Below are 563 nucleotides of genomic sequence, written 5' to 3'. Positions count from 1 at the left end.
GTGCGCTTCCATCTCTTCGCCAATTTCTTTACGCATATTCATTAAGCGAATAGCCGATTGCTCTAGAGCCTTGTCTTCATCAGATTCAGGAATCCACTTAGGTACATCGGTAGGTTTACCGCTTTCATCGACTGCAACCATAATCACGATACAGTGCGTAGTTAAACGATTTTTCATCTGTTTTGGATCACTAGCTTGAACATCAATGGCGATGTGCATTGAGCTTCGACCGGTGTAAATGACTTTCGCGCTAACTTCCACAAGGTTGCCAACATGAATAGGCGCAACAAAACGAATCCCACCCGCGTAGGCAGTAATGCAGTATTTTCCACTCCAAGCGGCACTACATGCATAAGCGGCTAAGTCGATCCATTTCATTACAGCGCCGCCGTGAACCTTTCCGCCAAAATTAACGTCGCCAGGTTCTGCTAAAAAACGAAGGGTAATATCTCTTTGACCACTGCTCATCTGTCATTCCTTTGTGAGTTATTGTTCTGACAATGTAGCAGCAAGCGTTTGTGACGGGAATAGGGCGAGCAACAAAACATTAACTTTTGTTTGAG

1 protein-coding gene is annotated in these 563 nt (G+C 44.8%); it reads right to left on the bottom strand.

Annotation, left to right across the window (positions count from 1 at the left end; genetic code table 11):
• A partial coding sequence (locus tag R8O11_RS30185) for an acyl-CoA thioesterase (RefSeq protein WP_318195258.1) occupies nt 1-468 on the bottom strand: 468 nt, incomplete at its 3' end.
• Nucleotides 469-563 lie beyond the last annotated feature (95 nt).

The organism is Vibrio sp. 1288, from assembly GCF_033344475.1.
The sequence above is the reverse complement of the archived record's forward strand: the minus strand, read 5'-3'. Positions and strand labels throughout refer to the sequence as shown.